The sequence below is a fragment of the Phycisphaerae bacterium genome, assembly GCA_041652575.1.
GTDB lineage: Bacteria > Planctomycetota > Phycisphaerae > Sedimentisphaerales > UBA12454 > UBA12454.
Genome location: JBAZHC010000001.1, coordinates 29,302 through 45,341 on the forward strand (window position 1 = coordinate 29,302; position 16,040 = coordinate 45,341).

Sequence of the window (16,040 nt, forward strand, 5' to 3'; positions counted from 1 at the left end):
GAAAATTTAGTGTCTTAGTGCCTTGGTGGCTAAAAAGGAGTTGAGAATGGCACCGGAAAATCTTTTTTATACAAAAGACCATGAATGGGCGGAAATTAACGGCGATGTCGCAACGATAGGCATAACCGATTATGCGCAGCACTCGCTCGGCGAAATTACATTTGTCGAGCTGCCCGCCATAAAAAAACAGGTTAAGGCTCACGATGTTTTGGCGGTGGTGGAAAGTTCCAAGGCGGCAAGCGATGTTTATAGTCCGCTTGCAGGTGAAGTTGTGCAGGTTAATGACGAGCTTTCATCGAAGCCGGAACTTATAAATCAGGATTGCTTCAAGACAGGCTGGATTTGCAAACTCAAAGTTTCAAAGCCTGACACAAAGAATCTTATGAACGCGTCGCAATATGAAGAATATCTTAAAACTATTTAACTGAGGTAATAATGCCTTTTATTGCAAATACTCCGCAGCAGCAGAAACAGATGTTAAAGGAAATCGGTCTTTCGATGTCCGCTGGGGGATGCCTTACGGCAGATGGATTGTTTGCCGATATTCCGAAGGAATTTCTGGCGAAGGAATTTAAACTGCCGGAGGGGATGAGCGAGTTCGATGTTCGAAATCGACTTGCCGAGCTTGCGGGAAAGAATCATATTAACCTGACATGTTTTCTTGGCGGCGGTTTTTACGACCATTTCATTCCTGCCGCTGTTTACTCGATAATCGGCAGAAGCGAATTTTACACGGCTTATACGCCTTATCAGCCGGAAATTTCGCAGGGTACATTACAGGCGATTTTCGAATATCAATCCGTGATTTGCAGGCTTACCGAAATGCAGGCGGCAAACGCGTCGCTCTACGACGGCGGAACGGCTTTATATGAAGCGGTGATGATGGCGCTGCGCATCACGGGAAGAAATAAAATTATTATCGATGACAGCGTAAATCCGATTTATCGTGTGATGATACATTCATATACTAAAAATCTCAGTATCGACCTCGATGAAACGAAAAACGACGAGGGGCTTATTAACAGGAAAGAGCTTTTGAACAGGCTCGATGATAATACTGCCGCAGTGATTGTTCAGAATCCGAATTTTTTCGGCTGTGTCGATGATTTTACGGATATGGCTGAAGCGGCTCATAAAAAAGGCGCTCTGCTGATTGTTTCCTGTTATCCGATTTCGCTCGGCATTTTGAAAACGCCCGGCGCGATGGGCGCAGATATTGTTACCGGCGAAGGCCAGAGCCTGGGGTTGCCGATGAGTTTCGGCGGGCCGTACCTTGGATTTATGGCGACGAAAAAAGATTATGTGCGAAAAATGCCCGGCAGAATTGTCGGCAGGACGAAAGATAATAAAGACAGAACCGGTTTTGTCCTGACGCTGCAAGCTCGCGAACAGCACATCCGGCGCGACAAGGCGACATCGAATATCTGCTCAAATGAAGCTCTCTGCGCACTGACCGCTCTTGTATATATGTCGCTGCTCGGCAAAGAGGGCTTAAAGGAAACGGCGCAGTTATGTGCAGATAAGGCAAGTTACGCCTGGCAGAAACTGACGGCTATAAAAGGCGTAAAGCCGCGTTTCGGGGCAAAATGGTTTTTCAATGAGTTTGTACTCGATTTGCCTGCGAACGCGGCAGATGTGGCAGGAAAACTGATTGAAAAAGGTTTCGCCGCGGGCTTTCCATTGAGCAGGTATTACGAAGGAATGGAGAATTCACTGCTTGTCGGCATTACCGAAAAAAGAACCAAACAGCAAATTGGTATGCTCGCTGAATCGCTGGAGGCTGTGTTATGAATCCCGCACCTTCTCTTATTCAGAGAAGATATTGGGATTCGAAAAAATACAAAGTTATGAATATTGCATATAACAATGATACGAAATTAGAATAAAAAGAAGGTGCGGGATGAAGTTAATATTTGAAAAAAGTGTTGAGGGACGCAAAGGTGTAATGCCGCCGAGGAGCGATGTGCCGACGACGGTACATATAAAAAAAGAATTATTAAGAAGTTTCGATGCGGCTCTGCCCGAGCTTAGCGAGCTTGACGTTGTCAGGCATTTCACAGAACTGTCGCGAAGGAATTTCGGAGTCGATACGAGTTTTTATCCGCTCGGCTCGTGCACGATGAAATACAATCCGAAAGTTACGGAACGAATCGCGTTTTATCCGGGCTTTGCGCATCTTCATCCGTTATTGCCGCAATTGCGAATGGGCGGAATGCTTACGCAGGGTGCGCTTGAAGTTTTGTATGATATGGATAAATTTCTTTGTGAACTGACCGCGATGGCGGGTTTCACGATGCAGCCGATGGCCGGCGCTCACGGGGAACTTACCGGCATTATGATTATGGCGGCGTATCATCGCGATAAAGGAAATAAAAAAACTACGGTTCTGATTCCTGACAGCGCTCACGGCACAAATCCGGCAAGCGCGGCAATTGCGGGCTATAAAGTTGTCTCAGTGCCTTCGGACAGTGCCGGTATGATGGATGTAAAAGCTTTGAAAAAGATGGTCAATGCTGAAACGGCGGGATTGATGCTGACTTGTCCCAACACACTCGGTATTTTTGAAAAGAATATCAAACAAATATGCGAGATAATACATTCGGTTGACGGTCTTTGTTATTATGACGGTGCGAATCTCAATGCGATTGTCGGCAAGGCAAGGCCGGGCGATTTCGGGTTCGATATTGTTCATTTGAATCTTCATAAAACTTTCGCGACGCCTCACGGCGGAGGCGGCCCGGGCGCAGGGCCGGTCGGCGTTGTCGAAAAGCTGCTCGATTTTCTGCCTGTTTCGCTGGTTGTGAAACGAGACGATGGAACTTTTGCGCTCGAATACGACAGACCAAAGTCCATCGGTTATATCGCGCCGTTTTATGGTAACTTCGCGATAATTCTGCGGGCGTATGTATATATTCTTATGCTCGGCAAAGAAGGGCTGAAAGAAGTTGCTGAAAATGCGGTTCTTAACGCCAATTATATAAAAGAAAAACTTAAAGGTTATTACGACCTTCCATTCGGGCAGGTCTGCAAACACGAATGTGTCTTCAGTGCTGAACGGCAAGCCGCAAATGGCGTTCATGCGATAGATATCGCAAAAGGTCTGATAGACAGAGGATTTCATCCGCCGACAGTTTATTTTCCGACGATTGTCAAAGAATCGATAATGATTGAGCCGACCGAAACGGAGAGCAAGGAAACACTCGATTTGTTTATCGAAACGATGATTGAAATCGCAGAGATTGCAAAAACATCTCCTGAAAAACTAAAGGCCGCTCCGATTACAACGCCAGTCGGCAGATTAGACGAAACGGCAGCAGCGAAGAATGTCGATATAGCGGCAATTTAGCCACTAAGGCACGAAGACACGAAGAAAATTTTTAGTTTTTAATTCTTAATGTTGAATTGAGGAATCCGCCTTTGACGGATGATTTTTTTAATACAAATTTTACCACCGAGCCATAGAGAGCACCCCCGCAGATTCTCGACGAATCTAATCGCGGGGGCTTCCGCTGCCCCGCAAAGTTTTCCTCAAGGTCCCACAAGGGGATTGAAATGAAAACTTCTAATTGATGCGGGGTCTTCGCTCCGCTCCGACGCTTCAGCAGAGGATACAGGTTTTTTTTAGACACGGAACGACACAGATTCACACTGCTAATATTGCTTTAAGGCGATGTTCTGCGAACACCATTAAATTCAAAACTCATGCCTTACTTACAAGTAACCCGCCTTCGCTAAAGCTTCTGCGGGTAAAACTTGACGTCGGTACATCGCTTTGAATTTTATCCCAATGGGATTTTGCCTTAAAGCAAACGAACGAACCCATTGATCCGCCGTCGCCAAAGGCTATGGCGGGATCTTCGACTGTCGCGGCTCTGAACCCCCAGTAAAACTGGGGGCTAAACACGGGAAATATCCCCCGCCATCCGCAGGACAGGCAGGTGCGGGGGCTAAAAGGGCGTAAAGTAGTATTACAAAACTGTCGATTTGCATAAGTATCGTGTTATTCGGGGGATATTGACGTTCATCGTATTGACCTGCCATAGGCAAATTTAGTATCCTGTTATAAAAGAAGTAAGGAAGTAAAGAAGTAAGGAGGTAAAGAAATTTTTCAACAGTTTTTCCTTACTTTTCTGCATCCTTACCTCTTTGTTTCCTTATTAACGGAGAAATATATTGAGAACAAACAGGCGGCTTGTTGCTGTTGCCGGCGTTGCAATTCAAATGATGCTCGGAACAGTTTATGCATGGAGCGTGTTCAAAAATCCGCTTGTAAAAAATCACGGCTGGTCTGTTCCGCAGGTCGGTTTTACTTTTACACTTGCGATTTTATTCCTCGGGTTCTCCGCGGCATTAGGCGGCAGGTTCGTCGATAAAGCGGGAACAAAAAAAATCGCGTCGATAGCGGCAGTTTTGTTCGGCGTCGGCACGATATTAGCCGGAGTGGCAGATTCGATTGGAAGCCTGTGGCTGTTATGGATTGGCTACGGAGTAATCGCAGGTATCGGTAACGGACTGGGATATGTAACGCCTGTTGCGGTGCTGCTTAGATGGTTTCCGGACAAAAAAGGTTTTATCACGGGCCTTGCCGTTATGGGATTCGGGTTAGGTGCGGCAATTGTCGGTCAGGTTGGGCCGATTATGATTAAGAACGTAGGAATCGCCAACACGTTTTATGTCATGGGAACAATTTTTCTTGTCGGATTATTCATCGCAGCGCAGAAATTAGTCAATCCTCCTGCGGGGTATGTTGTCGAAAGTAACGGCTTTAAAACGGATCCGGCCGAGATATCAGTCGATTTCAAATACGCACGAGGGACGAATCAGTTTTACATACTTTGGGTCATTTTGTTTTTGAATGTAACGGCAGGCATAGCGATTATCAGCAATCTTTCACCAATGGCGCAGCAGCAATTATCGCTAAAGGATCCGGCACTTATGGCAGGAAGAATTGTTGCAGTCGCGGCATTATTCAATGGTCTTGGAAGATTGTTTTGGGGAGCCTTGTCAGAAAAAATCGGGAGAAGTAAAACTTTTCTTCTGATTTTCGGAACACAAATTCCGCTGTTTCTTTATTTGCCGCATGTCAGCAGCACAATTTTATTTACGATTATCTGCTGTTATATTCTTTTATGCTATGGCGGCGGGTTCGGAACAATGCCCTCTTTCGCGGCGGATACATTCGGGCCGAAATATATCGGAAGTATTTATGGTCCAATCCTTTTTGCATGGGGCGCAGCCGGCGCAGTTGGGCCGATGCTTATGGAATTGGTTAAAAAAACTTCCAACAGTTTTTCGATGGCACTTTCAATTGCGGCCGGAATACTTGTTTTAGGACTTATTACTACGATGCTTTATCAAAAACCAAAATTAGCATAAAAGAAGTTTTTTTGCATTATTCGCGGCGATTTCTTACAATGACGGTATGAATGATAAACCGTCTATACTTCTTATAAATCCGCCGATATACGATTTCGCGGCGTTCGACTTCTGGCTCAGGCCTTTGGGCATGCTTTCTGCCGCGGGGGCAATCTCAGATGCAGCAGATTTTCAAATCTTCGATTTTTTAGACCGCAGTCACGAGTTTTATAATGACAAGCCTCAATACAAAAACGACGAATGGGGCAGAGGAAGTTTTTTTTCTTCAATAATCCCTAAACCGGATGTATTAAAACAAATTCCAAGATATTATCGCCGATTCGGGCTGCCTGCTGAGATTTTCATAGAGTTCCTGCAGACAAACAAGCCCTGCGATTTTGTTTTTATTCAGACGGTTATGACATATTGGTATTTGGGGTATCGGGAAGTTATCGAAGCCGTCAGGACATATTGGCCCAAAGCGAAAATAGTATTAGGCGGGCCATATACGATGATTTGTCCGGAGCACGCAAAAAATCTCGGGGCAGATATTATTTACGACGATGGAAATTACCCCCGACATAAAGTCGGGGGCTTTAGGTTCCTGATATGGAATCTTTATAAAAATCCTGAGACTGCCGCGATGAAGATAACTCAGGGGTGCCCGTTTAAATGCAGTTATTGCACTGTGCCGATTTTTAACGAGGGATTCATCGCAAAGCCTTACGAACAGATAATCGAGGAATTTAATTTTTTGGTTTCGCTCGGCGTAAAGAATATCGCTTTTTACGACGATGCTCTTTTGTATAAAAGCGATGAAGTAATCAAACCGTTTTTGCGATATGTAATAGAAAATAAAATCAGGATTAATTTTCACACGCCAAACGCGCTTAACGCGAGATTCATCGACGATGAACTTGCAGGACTTTTGGTAAAAGCAGGCTTTAAGAGTTTTTATCTTGGCTTCGAAAGCAGGGCGGATGATTTTCAAAAGCAGACGGGGTCGAAAATTTTCGATAACGAATTTTCAATTGCCGTAAAAAATCTCATTGCCGCAGGCGCTGATAAAAACGGCATCATTGCTTATTCAATATTGGGTCATCCAAAATTTGAAATTCAGGACATTGAAGAATCGATGAAGTTCGTAACCAGTCTCGGCGTAAGGAGTATGCTGGCGGAGTTTTCGCCGATACCCGGTACGCCTGACGGCGAGCTTTGCAGAAAATATGTCGATATGGATGAGCCTTTAATGCACAGCAAGACCGCGTTTCCAATAATCCTGCTGGGCAGCGACAGGGTGAACCTGTTAAAGGATATGTATCATAAGTTGAACAACAATCTCCGCAACAACTAAAGCTTGCAAATAAAAGCGTGATGTAATACAATCTCAAACCTTTGAAAACCAAACAAACAAAACTTATTAATTTTGGAAAACGCAGCGGCCTTAAGGTTCATCCTGTAAGCATCGGCGCGATGCGTCTGCCTGAAAGTTTCGATGAAGCGATAGCACTTTTACGAGGGGCTATTGACGCGGGAATGATTTATATCGATACGAGCAGAGGCTATGGCGACAGCGAACTGAAACTTGCAAAGGCACTCAAAGACGGCTACAGAGAGAAAGTAATTCTTTCGACCAAATGGTGCCCGTGGAATCTGAAAGTCGAACCGACTGACGATATGTCGGCGGACTGCACGTATAAAAGAATTCTCGAATCGATGAAAAGGCTCGATGTCGATTACCTGGATTTTTATCAGCTTTGGAGCATAAACAATAACGAGCAATGGATTAAGGCCACGCAAAAAGGCGGAATGCTCGATGGAATTTTTCGTGCGAAAAAAGAAGGCCTTGTGAAACATATCGGCTTTACGACGCACGATAAGCCTGAAAAGGTAAAAGAGTATATCGACGAAGCGGATTGGTGCGAAGCGATACTGTTTACGTATAATATGCTCGACAGGTCTTATGAGGAGGCAATCGCCAAGACTCACGAAAAAGGGATTGCGACTATCGTTATGAATCCTGTGGTGGGGGGAGTTTTAGCACAGGATTCGCCGCCGCTGAATAACGCGGTAAAAAAAGCGATTGGTCCGGCGGATTTGGTTCAGACCGCTCATCGCTGGCTTAAGAGCAATAAAAATATAGACACGATTATTTGCGGCATCAGTAAGCCGACCGATGTAACATCGACGATTGAAAATTATGAGAAAGAACCTTTTACCACTGAGCAGATAAAGAAATTGAATGAGGAGTTTGCGAAGCTTTCGAATAAAAATACAGGCTTCTGCGTAGATTGCAAATATTGCCTTCCATGTCCGAAGAATATTTACGTTCCCGGCTTTATGCAGGCGGCCTATTTCAGTGAATATCTGAAAGTTAAGGGCAAACCAGAGAATATTTACAACTGGCAGTTAAATCCCAATAACACCGGCAGGTCAGCAGACCCGGGCGAATGCATCGAATGCGGTAAATGCGAGCAGAAGTGCACTCAGAAAATCAAAATTATAGAAACACTCAAGACACTGAAAAGAAAATTCGGTAAAACGAAAAATTAAAAATCGAATCTATTTGGTTTGCCAGTCGTATTCGCCGTTTCCGCCGTCAGCAGTCATCAGAAATAATTTGCCTTTGGCAGAGTAATCGTTCCGTATCCCATTAGAGACAGACTCCTTTTGGCGGTCGTCAGGCGTTATAGGCGCCTTGTCTCTAACGGGATGTATCCAGCCGACAACATAAATTACTTTCCTGTTCGGCCATTGGTTTCCATCGGGGTCTGTCTTTGTCTGCGTGTATTTTCCCTTTGTGATGAAATACAGCAGTTGTTTATTTTTTCCGGTTTTGTCTTCGTATGTTTTCAGCGGGTCGATATTGCCGGTAAATTCGGCGGTGATGGTATATTTGCTTTTGCTGTCGGTATATTCGTAGGCACAATCCCAATGACCTTTTGCCAGGCCGTTCGGCTCAATGACGATTTCGAAATTGCCCCTTTTTTCATTTTTACTTTCGACCTCTCCGGTCAGAACAGTTTGCTCTCTTATAACGACTTTACCTTTTTTTCCGGTCTGTTTTATGGGCAGGGCTTCTTTGGCGACTAATCTTTTATCTTCGAACCACGGCCTTTCCGCATAAGGGTCAATATTTCCTGTCGGGCCGAATATAGCGGTTAAATCAATCATATAAAGCAGCGCTATAATTACTATTGTTACCAGGACGGCAAGGGCCGCAAAACCACCTTTGTGATTTGTTGATTTTCTCATTTTCAAACTCATTTTTTTACGTTTTTGCCAAAACAAAAACGGAGAGGGCGGGATTCGAACCCGCGGTGCTCTAATAGAGCACACTGGTTTTCGAAACCAGCTCGATCAGCCGCTCCGACACCTCTCCGGGATTGGTATTATGCAGATTATACATATATTTCCTGAAGGTCTCAAACGCAAAATTCTACATTATAGAACCCCGAATGTGAACGAGAGAAGGCTCTGTCTAACCGCCGGCGTGTATCAACTAATCTGCGTTAACAGGTCACGGCTTCCAGAATACCCTGCCGAGCTCGCCCTTGCTGATGACAATCGTTTCGAATCCATCGCCTGAAATCGTTGTTGTTGTAGGACAGACAATTCCTTCGAACTCGGACCCTGCCCGGCCATCAATGATAATCTGCCATTTGAGAGTTTTCCGAGATGTGTAAGCAGTATGTTTACTATCCGGACTGAAGACAGGAGTGTCATCCAGAATTTCGTCATACTCCGGCCCGGCCTTGTCATCGAAAATAACCTGCCACATATTACCCTTCTTTGCTGCATATACTATGTGTTTGCCGTCCGGACTGAAGAAAGGAATCCCTTTTTTAATTTCGTCATACTCCGGTCCGGGCCTGTCATCGATAATGACCTGCCATTTAACGCCGTTTCGCGCTGCATATACAATGTGTGTGCCGTCAGAGTTAAAGACTGGAGATTTTTCCATTATTTCGTCATATTCCGACCCGGCCTTACCATCGACGACAACCTGCCATTTGCCGCCATTTCGCACTATATACGCCAGGTGGCTGCCGTCCGAACTGAATACAGGAGCATCTCTTCTGACATCGTCATATTCTGCTGTCGAATTACCGTCAATGACAACCTGCCACTTTTCGTTTTTCTTGGCCCAATATACCATATGCCTGCTGTCAGGACTGAAAGCGGGAGTACCCTGGCCGATAAGGTCGTACTCGGCCCCGACATTATTATCAACAACGACCATTTGTTTGTAGTTGTTTTTGATTGCATACGCTGTGCGTTTGCTGTCGGGACTGAAAATGAAACTATCTTTAACAATGCCGTCGTATTCAGGTTTGGCCTTTCCATCTACGACAACCTGCCATTTAATGCCTTGTCTGGATTCGTAAGCGATATGCTTGCTGTCCGGACTGAAAACAAGAGAGCCTTCTCTGATATCGTTACATTCCCATACTGTCTTCCCATCGACAATAGCCTGCCGTTTAGTAGCTTTTCGGCCCACATACGCCATGTGATTACTGTCCGGGCTGAATATAAAAGAGCTGATATCGTCATATCCGGCGCCGGGCTGTCCATCGATAACGACCATTTTTTTAATGCCTTTCTCGGCTATATAAGCCGTTCGTTTACTGTCCGGACTGAAGAAAAGCAAACCTGGTCTTATATTGTCATATTCAATTCCGGTCTGACTGTCGATTGTTACTGTCCATTTGTTTCCGTTTCGAGCCGCGTAAGCAGTCCGTTTGCTATCCGGGCTGAAGATAAAAGAACTGATGTCATCATATCCGGCCGCTTCGATTTTTTTATCGAAGACCATATACCATTTCTCTCCTTTTTGTGCGGCATACGCTACACGATTGCTGTCCGGGCTGAAGACAAGAGTTTTGGCGATACCATCGAACTGAGGTCCGCTGTTGCCGTCGACGACAATGACCGGCCATTTGCCGTCCTTGACAGTTATTAAGGCTATATGACGATTATCCGGACTGCGGGCAATGCCGTACACCTGACCGGGCGCGGGCCCAAGTTTTACCTCGGAAAAATGATTAGGATCGTTGGCCTGGCTCAGGCGGGAAGATGTTATTATCAAAAGCGTGGTTATTACAGCCGCAAATGCAGTGCATACACGATTGCTCATATTATGCCTCCTTTTTCAGCGTTCTCTCCGTCATCACTGCCCGACAACGAATCCGAACAGCTTAAACTGTATTTTACCGATTTTTCTTCGCTGCGCCTAATTGTTTTTTTTGTCGCCGGCCAGCTTATCAGGCGGGTTTGGTTCAATTATTCTTTTCCCCTTTTCCTTTTTTCCTTTTTTGTTATCATTTTCCTTATGTTTGATATGTTTGATTTTTTACGCGGGAGACTGTTTGTAACCCGGCTGATAATGCTGGCTGCCGCGGCCGGTCTTGTCGCTATCGGCATTATGATGATTTACGCGTCCGGCAATCCGGTCGATTCTGCCGGCGGTCTCAGCTCAACCGCAGACATGTGGAAAAAGCAGGCTGTTTTCGCCGGGGCCGGTTTCATCGGTTTTATTATCATAAATTCGTTCAGTTATAAAAAGCTGGGTCCGGTGAGCTTGTGGCTTTACGCGGCGATAGTTATTCTGCTTGCGATATTGTTACTGGATAAATTTGTGCATCTGCCGTTTGTGCCGGTCAAAAAAGGCTCGCGCCGGTGGATTGTTTTAGGTTCGCTTCTGCAGTTCCAGCCTTCCGAATTTTTCAAGCTTATTTACATCATCGCGCTCGGCTGGCATTTACGGTACAGGAGCAATTATCGTAATTTAGCCGCGCTTATCCCGCCGTTTATTTTGACGTTTTTGCCGATGGTTTTGATTTTGCTCGAGCCGGATTTGGGAACGGTTCTTTTGATGATGCCAGTATTTTTGGCGATGCTGTTCATAGCCGGGGCCAAGGTTAAACATCTTGTTGTGATAATAGCGCTTGCGATTTTTGCGTTTCCGGTTCTCTGGCTCCAGATGCACGATTATCAGCGGATGCGGATAAGCTCGGTGCTTTTTCAAAGCGGTGTTGACGGAAGCGAAAGCTGGTTCAAGCAGCAAAGCCGTCAGCGTCCCTGGCTGGGCAAATTGCTCGGCGTAAATTCCGAAAGACTTCGGAACTGGGAAGTCGGGGAAGGCTATCAGCTTATGCGTTCCAAACTGGCGATCGCATCTGGCGGAATGAGCGGGCAGGGTTACAGAAGCGGGCCGTTCATAAAATATAGATTCCTGCCTGACAGGCATAACGATTTCATATTCGCCCTGATAGGACACCAGTGGGGCTTCGCGGGGGCGGTGCTGGTAATATCGCTGTACGCTTTGCTGATAGCCTGCGGACTGGAGATAGCGGCGGCAAGCTCCGATGTGTTCGGCGGTTATGTGGCCGCGGGAATAAGCATAATTTTCGCGATGCAGGTAATTGTAAATATCAGTATGACAATCGGAATTATGCCGATTACCGGAATTACGCTGCCATTCGTAAGTTACGGCGGGTCAAGCCTTTTGGTAAATATTGTGTCTATAGGATTAGTCAATAATATCGGCAGAAGCAAATAAACCAAAATTTTCCTTGCCGGTTAAAATCACCCATGCCCGCCAGTCTTTTTTGTAAATCCTTACAGGATTTATAATTTTGACGTTTTTCAGCCAGACCAAAACCGCGAATTTACTGTCTGATTTAAGCTTCCAATAATCATCTGCGCCGCCGACTAAATGATTATATACCGCCTTTAATTTGGAGATTTTGGCAGGCGTCAAATCCCTAAACTCCTGAAAAGAAGAGACTTGCGCAACTGCGCAAACAGGGCCGGCCGACTGCTTTAAAAATAACCTGTCGCCAATAGCGATAGAACCAAAAGGGGGGACGGCAGTTTTGGTAAGACGCAGCTCGACGGGCTTGGTGCCGTCAAGTATCTTACCGAGATAAACCTTTTTTAAAATGACAAGATGTGAGTTCGGCATACCGGAAAAATAATGCACATTCGGTACAAATTCAAATGAAATCGGGGAAATACATACGGGCGCGAAATAAACTTTCCCTGTTTATTTATTTTGCTATTTGATATATAAATAAAAATTATGAATAGGATTATCAAAAAAGTCAGAGGCGCACTTAAAGCCGGGGCGGACGAGAAAACAAAAAACAGTTTTCAACGATTTTTCAAGGAAGAGGTCAAACTCTACGGGGCAAAAACAGCACTGGTTGTAAAAATCGCCAAAGATGGTTTCGCGGATATCGAGGATTTAAGTAAGAAAGAAATATTTGCCATCTGCGAAGAACTGTTCAAGTCCGGCTTTTTGGAAGAAGCCGGCATTGCAGCTACCTGGAGTTACCAGATTCGCGAACGATTTTTAGTAAGCGATTTTAAAACCTTCGAGCGATGGATAAATAAATATATAGATAACTGGGCGAAGTGCGACACATTCTGCAATCATACGGTCGGCGACTTTATCGAACAAAATCCTGAATTTATAAGCGGTTTAAAGAAGTGGACAAAATCAAAGAACCGCTGGCTAAGACGGGCCGCCGCTGTGTCGCTGATTATTCCGGCAAGACAAGGGAAATTCCTGAAAGATATTTTTGAAATTGCCAGGAGTCTGCTTATCGATAAAGATGATATGGTGCAAAAGGGCTATGGCTGGATGCTGAAAGAAGCGAGCCGAAAACATCAAAGGGAAGTATTTGATTTTGTGGTAAAAAATAAAGCAAATATGCCGCGGACCGCTTTGCGTTATGCGATTGAAAAAATGCCTGAAAAACTGCGGAAAAAGGCAATAGCTATATAGTCGCTAAAGTCGTTAAAGTTTGCGCATTTTAACATAAAAATAGCCACTAAGACGCAAAGGCACCAAGAATATAAAGATTCAAAATTTGAGGAATTGGCGAGCTGAAATCTTTAGGTTGAGTTTAGAGAAAAACAGAAATATAATTTATTTTGCATTGGCCTGAATAAATAATAGGCGAGGCTATTATAACTAAAGAAACCTTATTTTATCGGAGGTGTCGACAGATGAAAAAGATTTATTTAATCGTCATTGTTTGCATATTTACCTTTTCAGCGTTCGGCGGGCAGGGGAGAGTTACCGCTGACGCGAATTTTTATTTCGTGCAGATTACAGATACTCATTTAAAATCGAAGGAAAATATCGAACGGACAGAAAAGATTATCAAAAAAATTAATTCACTGCCTTTTAAAGTGGAATTCGTCGTCAACACAGGCGATATAATGTCTGACAATATCGCCGACGGCAACGCGGTAAAAGAGGCGAAAAAAGTATTTTCAAAACTTAAGAGTCCGATTTATTTTGTCGCGGGCAATCATGATGTCCCAAATGAAAAATCGAAAGCGCTGTACATAAAAAATTTCGGCCAACTAAACTATAGCCGGGAAAACAATAACGTAGTTCTTATTTTTATTTATGCCAATTCGCCGGCGAACGATTCCAATGCCTTTGACATGAATTTTTTCGAATGGTTCGAGAAAGAACTCAACTCTGCCGGGAACAAGCCGATTATTATATTCGGTCACATACCTGCAGGGCGGGATTTCTACAATAACCGTTTTCATGATTCATGGCCGAGGGATGTGGAAAGGAAATTTACAAAAATGATAAACGCGCACAATGTGGAAGCTGTTATAACTGGGCACTTTCACAGGGACGAATTGCACTGGCTCGGGAAGGTGCCGATGTATGTTTGCTCGCCGGTCTCGGAATGGCTCGGCAGGCAGGCGGCTTTCAGGATTTATCAATATGAGAACGGTAAAATCAGCTATTCCACGCAGTATATAGACAGATAAGATGTAACTGTGCGATACTAATCGCTTGTATCAAGGATGCTCATAAAGGCTTTTTGAGGAATCTGCACACTGCCGATATTCTTCATTCTTTTTTTGCCTTCCTTCTGTTTTTTCAAAACTTTCATTTTACGAGTAACGTCTCCGCCGTAGAGTTTTGCGGTTACGTCTTTCCTGAAAGCCTTGATGGATTCGCGGGCGATAATCTTTCCGCCGATGGCGGCCTGCAGAGGTATCTCGAACTGGTGGCGGGGGATTGCCTTTCGCAGTTTCAGCAGGAGTTTTCTGCCGCGGGCCTCGGCGTTGGAACGATGAACGATAAGACTTAACGCGTCAACCGCATCTTTGTTGATGAGAATTTCGATTCTGACAAGGTCTGCCGCCTCGAAGCCGATAAGCTCATAATCCATTGTGGCGTAACCTCTGCTTATGCCCTTGAGCTGGTCGTAAAAGTCGTAAACGATTTCCGCCAGCGGGGCGCGAAATTCCATCATTACGCGAGTAACACTAATATAGTCTGTCTTCAGGAGCACACATCTTCGCTGCTCGGCGAGCTGCATAATTCCGCCGATGCTGTCTTTGGGTGTTATGATTTCCAGTTTTACAATCGGCTCGCGAAGCTCTTCTATTTTTGTCGGTTCCGGCAACTGGCTGGGCGAATCGACTCTCAAAACTTCATTGTCTGTCGTAAGGACTTCATAAGTTACAGTCGGTGCGGTCTGGACGACTTCGATATCGTTTTCGCGTTCGAGGCGTTCCTGAATGATTTCCATGTGCAGCATTCCGAGGAAGCCGCAGCGGAAACCAAAGCCCAAAGCGGGACTGTTCTGCGGAAAGAACGAGAAACTCGCATCGTTGAGGGCAAGTTTTTCAAACGCTGTGCGAAGATGATTATAATCAGTATTATTTCCGGGGTAAAAATCACTGAAGACCATCTGCTGCGGTTTTTTGTAGCCGGGCAAAGGTTTTTCCGCGGGGTCGCTGCCGAGAGTTATCGTATCGCCGATGATAACATCGGACAAATTTCTGATATTCGCTATTACGTAGCCGACTTCGCCGGCGCCGAGCGAATCAATTTTCTTCATCGACGGCGTAAATTTGCCAAGTTCGGTAATCAGGTAGGGACGGGCAGTGCCCATCATTTTTATTTTCTGGCCGGCCTGAAGAGTTCCTGAAAAAACTCTGACATAACAAATCACGCCGCGGTAGGGGTCGAAATGGCTGTCGAAAATCAGGGCCTTGATATGTTCATCGGTATCGATACCGGGCGGAGGCAGCAGTGTAACTATCGCTTCGAGAAGTTCATCAACGCCTATGCCGCTTTTTGCGCTGATATGAAAACATTCATTTTTATTTATGCCGAGAATATGCTCGATTTCTTCGGCAACGACCTGCGGCTGGGCGGCAGGGAGGTCAACCTTATTGATAACCGGAATAATCTCAAGGCCGCAGTCGATAGCAAGATATGCATTGGCGACGGTCTGAGCTTCGACGCCCTGTGTGGCATCGACAACGAGAATCGCGCCTTCGCATGCGGTCATCGAACGCGAGACTTCATAATGGAAATCGACGTGGCCGGGCGTGTCGATGAGATTGAGCATATAATCTTTGTCTTCATGCTTATAATTCATCATTACGGCAGAGGCTTTGACGGTTATGCCGCGCTCGCGCTCGATGTCCATAGTGTCGAGCATCTGGTCCTTAAAATCTCGCTGGTTGACGGTGCCTGTCATCAGTAGGAGCCTGTCGGCCAGGGTGCTTTTGCCGTGGTCGATATGGGCGATAATGCAAAAATTTCGTATATTCTCTATATTCATCCGTCTTTTTCAGAAATTAACAAACTATTACTATAACTAATCATCGGGCTTAAAGCAATACCGATT

Annotated in this window: 14 protein-coding genes and 1 tRNA gene; 9 read left to right on the top strand and 6 right to left on the bottom strand. The window is 45.1% G+C overall.

Going from position 1 to position 16,040, the window contains the following annotated elements; translation table 11 throughout:
- Window positions 1-46 precede the first annotated feature (46 nt).
- The 3 genes from gcvH (at window position 47) to gcvPB (ending at window position 3,346) form a co-directional block, all read left to right on the top strand.
- Window positions 47-424: a glycine cleavage system protein GcvH gene (gene gcvH, locus WC496_00135; protein MFA5291422.1), complete on the top strand. Its 378-nt coding sequence runs from the start codon at window positions 47-49 to the stop codon at window positions 422-424.
- 11 nt (window positions 425-435) lie between these two features.
- Entirely contained in the window at window positions 436-1,791 is a 1,356-nt protein-coding gene (gene gcvPA, locus WC496_00140) for an aminomethyl-transferring glycine dehydrogenase subunit GcvPA (protein ID MFA5291423.1), read from the top strand.
- Between the two features lie 109 nt (window positions 1,792-1,900).
- The gene (gene gcvPB, locus WC496_00145) at window positions 1,901-3,346 is read left to right on the top strand and encodes an aminomethyl-transferring glycine dehydrogenase subunit GcvPB (GenBank protein MFA5291424.1); all 1,446 of its coding nucleotides are present in this window, start codon (window positions 1,901-1,903) and stop codon (window positions 3,344-3,346) included.
- 354 nt (window positions 3,347-3,700) lie between these two features.
- Here the strand turns inward: gcvPB and WC496_00150 are convergent, their stop codons facing one another.
- On the bottom strand, window positions 3,701-3,904 hold the full coding sequence (locus WC496_00150; GenBank protein MFA5291425.1) for a hypothetical protein: 204 nt from the start codon (window positions 3,902-3,904) through the stop codon (window positions 3,701-3,703).
- Window positions 3,905-4,173: 269 nt separating this feature from the next.
- Here WC496_00150 and WC496_00155 point away from each other — a divergent pair, with 269 nt between their 5' ends.
- From WC496_00155 to WC496_00165, 3 genes are read left to right on the top strand one after another with little or no spacing between them, the layout of a single operon-like run.
- The gene (locus WC496_00155; GenBank protein MFA5291426.1) at window positions 4,174-5,376 is read left to right on the top strand and encodes an OFA family MFS transporter; all 1,203 of its coding nucleotides are present in this window, start codon (window positions 4,174-4,176) and stop codon (window positions 5,374-5,376) included.
- A gap of 46 nt (window positions 5,377-5,422) precedes the next feature.
- Complete coding sequence (locus WC496_00160) at window positions 5,423-6,709, top strand: B12-binding domain-containing radical SAM protein (GenBank protein MFA5291427.1); 1,287 nt, start codon at window positions 5,423-5,425, stop codon at window positions 6,707-6,709.
- 41 nt (window positions 6,710-6,750) lie between these two features.
- Window positions 6,751-7,908, top strand: a complete 1,158-nt coding sequence (locus WC496_00165; GenBank protein ID MFA5291428.1) for an aldo/keto reductase — start codon at window positions 6,751-6,753, stop codon at window positions 7,906-7,908.
- 9 nt (window positions 7,909-7,917) lie between these two features.
- Here the strand turns inward: WC496_00165 and WC496_00170 are convergent, their stop codons facing one another.
- From WC496_00170 to WC496_00180, 3 genes are all read right to left on the bottom strand, one after another.
- The gene (locus tag WC496_00170; GenBank protein MFA5291429.1) at window positions 7,918-8,610 is read right to left on the bottom strand and encodes a hypothetical protein; all 693 of its coding nucleotides are present in this window, start codon (window positions 8,608-8,610) and stop codon (window positions 7,918-7,920) included.
- Window positions 8,611-8,649: 39 nt separating this feature from the next.
- Window positions 8,650-8,737, bottom strand: a tRNA-Ser gene (locus WC496_00175).
- A gap of 138 nt (window positions 8,738-8,875) precedes the next feature.
- Window positions 8,876-10,492: a hypothetical protein gene (locus WC496_00180; GenBank protein ID MFA5291430.1), complete on the bottom strand. Its 1,617-nt coding sequence runs from the start codon at window positions 10,490-10,492 to the stop codon at window positions 8,876-8,878.
- A 204-nt stretch (window positions 10,493-10,696) separates the two neighbouring features.
- Between WC496_00180 and WC496_00185 the strand changes: the two genes are divergently transcribed.
- Entirely contained in the window at window positions 10,697-11,917 is a 1,221-nt protein-coding gene (locus WC496_00185; protein MFA5291431.1) for an FtsW/RodA/SpoVE family cell cycle protein, read from the top strand.
- Here the strand turns inward: WC496_00185 and WC496_00190 are convergent.
- Entirely contained in the window at window positions 11,888-12,322 is a 435-nt protein-coding gene (locus WC496_00190; GenBank protein MFA5291432.1) for a hypothetical protein, read from the bottom strand. The two genes, WC496_00185 and WC496_00190, sit on opposite strands and share 30 nt — an antisense overlap.
- Before the next feature lie 117 nt (window positions 12,323-12,439).
- Here WC496_00190 and WC496_00195 point away from each other — a divergent pair, with 117 nt between their 5' ends.
- Window positions 12,440-13,147 carry a DNA alkylation repair protein gene (locus WC496_00195; protein ID MFA5291433.1) on the top strand — a complete coding sequence of 236 codons (708 nt, stop codon included), beginning with the start codon at window positions 12,440-12,442 and terminating at the stop codon, window positions 13,145-13,147.
- A gap of 224 nt (window positions 13,148-13,371) precedes the next feature.
- Window positions 13,372-14,160 (top strand): metallophosphoesterase, encoded by a 789-nt coding sequence (locus WC496_00200; GenBank protein ID MFA5291434.1) that lies wholly within the window; start codon window positions 13,372-13,374, stop codon window positions 14,158-14,160.
- Window positions 14,161-14,177: 17 nt separating this feature from the next.
- On the opposite strand, the gene lepA is transcribed toward WC496_00200, so the two are convergent.
- Complete coding sequence (gene lepA / locus WC496_00205) at window positions 14,178-15,974, bottom strand: translation elongation factor 4 (protein MFA5291435.1); 1,797 nt, start codon at window positions 15,972-15,974, stop codon at window positions 14,178-14,180.
- Window positions 15,975-16,040 lie beyond the last annotated feature (66 nt).

Excerpts from the sequence above, each read along its gene's own strand:
- lepA (MFA5291435.1), bottom strand. The coding sequence starts at position 15,974 with ATGAATATAGAGAATATACGAAATTTTTGCATTATCGCCCATATCGAC.
- gcvPB (MFA5291424.1), top strand. The coding sequence starts at position 1,901 with ATGAAGTTAATATTTGAAAAAAGTGTTGAGGGACGCAAAGGTGTAATG.
- WC496_00195 (MFA5291433.1), top strand. The coding sequence starts at position 12,440 with ATGAATAGGATTATCAAAAAAGTCAGAGGCGCACTTAAAGCCGGGGCG.
- WC496_00180 (MFA5291430.1), bottom strand. The coding sequence starts at position 10,492 with ATGAGCAATCGTGTATGCACTGCATTTGCGGCTGTAATAACCACGCTT.
- WC496_00185 (MFA5291431.1), top strand. The coding sequence starts at position 10,697 with ATGTTTGATTTTTTACGCGGGAGACTGTTTGTAACCCGGCTGATAATG.
- WC496_00190 (MFA5291432.1), bottom strand. The coding sequence starts at position 12,322 with ATGCCGAACTCACATCTTGTCATTTTAAAAAAGGTTTATCTCGGTAAG.
- WC496_00170 (MFA5291429.1), bottom strand. The coding sequence starts at position 8,610 with ATGAGAAAATCAACAAATCACAAAGGTGGTTTTGCGGCCCTTGCCGTC.
- WC496_00200 (MFA5291434.1), top strand. The coding sequence starts at position 13,372 with ATGAAAAAGATTTATTTAATCGTCATTGTTTGCATATTTACCTTTTCA.
- gcvPA (MFA5291423.1), top strand. The coding sequence starts at position 436 with ATGCCTTTTATTGCAAATACTCCGCAGCAGCAGAAACAGATGTTAAAG.
- gcvH (MFA5291422.1), top strand. The coding sequence starts at position 47 with ATGGCACCGGAAAATCTTTTTTATACAAAAGACCATGAATGGGCGGAA.
- WC496_00160 (MFA5291427.1), top strand. The coding sequence starts at position 5,423 with ATGAATGATAAACCGTCTATACTTCTTATAAATCCGCCGATATACGAT.